The sequence below is a fragment of the Paenarthrobacter sp. YIM B13468 genome (assembly GCF_042788025.1).
GTDB classification, from domain to species: Bacteria; Actinomycetota; Actinomycetes; order Actinomycetales; family Micrococcaceae; genus Arthrobacter; species Arthrobacter aromaticivorans.
The window spans coordinates 1-1,878 of record NZ_JBHZPI010000054.1 but is presented as its reverse complement, the minus strand read 5'-3'; the positions used below and the strand labels follow the sequence as shown (position 1 = coordinate 1,878).

The 1,878-nt window shown below is 57.9% G+C and carries 3 protein-coding genes; 1 reads left to right on the top strand and 2 read right to left on the bottom strand.

Annotation, left to right across the window (positions count from 1 at the left end; all coding sequences use genetic code 11):
• Nucleotides 1-103: 103 nt before the first annotated feature.
• Nucleotides 104-481, bottom strand: coding sequence for a nuclear transport factor 2 family protein (locus ACFX4T_RS25565; protein ID WP_377655219.1), 378 nt, complete (start codon nucleotides 479-481; stop codon nucleotides 104-106).
• Between the two features lie 92 nt (nucleotides 482-573).
• Between ACFX4T_RS25565 and ACFX4T_RS25560 the strand changes: the two genes are divergently transcribed.
• Nucleotides 574-1,530: an RNA polymerase subunit sigma-70 gene (locus ACFX4T_RS25560; RefSeq protein ID WP_377655217.1), complete on the top strand. Its 957-nt coding sequence runs from the start codon at nucleotides 574-576 to the stop codon at nucleotides 1,528-1,530.
• Nucleotides 1,531-1,548: 18 nt separating this feature from the next.
• On the opposite strand, the gene ACFX4T_RS25555 is transcribed toward ACFX4T_RS25560, so the two are convergent.
• On the bottom strand, nucleotides 1,549-1,878 hold a 330-nt coding region (locus tag ACFX4T_RS25555; protein ID WP_377655215.1), incomplete at its 5' end, for a hypothetical protein.

The window sequence follows — 1,878 nt, the reverse complement described above, 5'->3', positions numbered from 1 at the left end:
GTGGGAGAGTAGGACACCGCCGGACAACAATTAACGGGAAGCCCCGACCACCACGGTCGGGGCTTCCCCACTTTAACAGGCTCTTAACAACCAGATCAGGTGCTCACGTCCTAACTACGTCGCCACGTGCCAAGGCGAAAGGCAGACGATCGAAGATGATGTGGATCTCGGCGATCTGATCGTTGTGAATGCGATACAGTTCCGCGCCCGGTGCGCTCGGAACTGCCCGATTAGCTGTGTCGTACATGAGTATCGCTTCGTCGTAGGACCCGTAAGCCGCAATAAGTGTAGATTTTGTGAGCGTAGCAGCGAACGGCTCCATGAATGCCCGGACAGCGGCACTACCATTCAAGGTGCCGGACGGTGCATGGCAGGTGACATCCTCGGCTAAGTGCTTGATGGCTGCGTCCAGATCGCCGGTTGTCCAGGCCCGGTGATAGGCGACTGCGATCTCGACGGCTTTGGCCTGTTTTTCAGACATGGTCTGATTCCTTTCGTAGGCGGATACTCCTGTTTAGACACCGCTTCGCAGCGGATCGGAACGGCCTAGTGGGTCCGTGCCAAGATTGAAGCGTGACGTCAGCCGAGTTGGAGGCCGCCCGGTCCGGCGATGAGGAGGCTTTTGCCTCGCTCGTAGCCCCCTTTCGCCGGGAGCTTCATCTGCATTGCTACAGGATTACAGGATCTGTGGACGATGCAGATGACGTACTGCAGGAGGTTTTGCTTGCGGCATGGAAAGGGTTGCCTGGGTTTGCCGGCCGATCGTCCTTGCGAACCTGGCTCTACCGGATTGCCACTACTCGTTCGCTAAATGCTCTAAGAGAGCAACGTCGGCGACCTCGCCCGGCCCCAATACCTCCCTTCGAGCCACCTACGCCCAACGACCGATTCGATCAACCGCAATTGCAGCCTTACCCCGATGGATTGGTCGATGAGCTTGATCCTGCTGTGCAGGCAGTTGCCCGCGAAAGTGTCGAGCTCGCGTTTGTTGTTGCGCTTCAACGGATGCCACCGCGCCAGGCTGCCGTGTTGATCCTCTGTGATGTGCTGAATTTCACCGTTACCGAAGCTGCTGAGATGCTCGCGATAGGCCCGACGGCGGCTAAGGGTCTTCTTCAGCGCGCCCGCTCCGCCAGACATTCTCCAAGGTCAATCGCGAGCGGAGCACGCCACCACGATTTAGCCCGCAAATTTGCCGATGCCTTCTCGCGAGACGACGTCGATTCCGTCCTTGAGCTCCTCACTGATCAATGCTGGCTTGCCATGCCCCCGGCCAACGAACTTTACGTGGGCCAGCACGCCGTCGGGAATTTCCTCCGAGCCAGTGCGGCCGGCAGGCCTGGCGGCAATTACGCCCTGGTTGCTGTCACTGCCGGTGGCAGGCCGGCGTTCGTCTGTTATCTGCAGGGCCGGGCCCGGGGACTCTTGGTGATTGAGCCAACTCAGACTGGCGACAAGATCGCATCGATCATGCGATTCCTCGACGATGGTCTGCATCGCCACTTCGGAATGCCTGACTTTCTTGACTGAAGGCGAATCGTAACTGGCCTATTGCCGCGCCTCTGAACGAATGTTCGACGGCGGGCTGGCGGGGGTTTTGGGGGTGTGTTGGGTGGTTGTTGGGGTGGATTTGCGTTGGGGGTGTGGGGCGTGTATTGTTTTCTGAGTCGCCGGGTGCGAAACGGAAAGCCGGAAGGTGTGTACGGTTCGGTAGGCGGCCAAAAATAACTCTTCTTTTCCAATGGCCTTGTTGCGTGTGCTGCTTTTGTGGTGCGCTGTGCGGGGTGATGTTTTGGGGGGTCTGTTGTTTGAGAACTCAATAGTGTGCCAAGTTTGTTGATGCCGATTGTTTTTTGATTGGTTGAAATTTTGCCGGGC

Bases quoted from the DNA above. Each gene is read 5' to 3' on its own strand.
- ACFX4T_RS25565 (WP_377655219.1), bottom strand. From the start codon at position 481: ATGTCTGAAAAACAGGCCAAAGCCGTCGAGATCGCAGTCGCCTATCAC.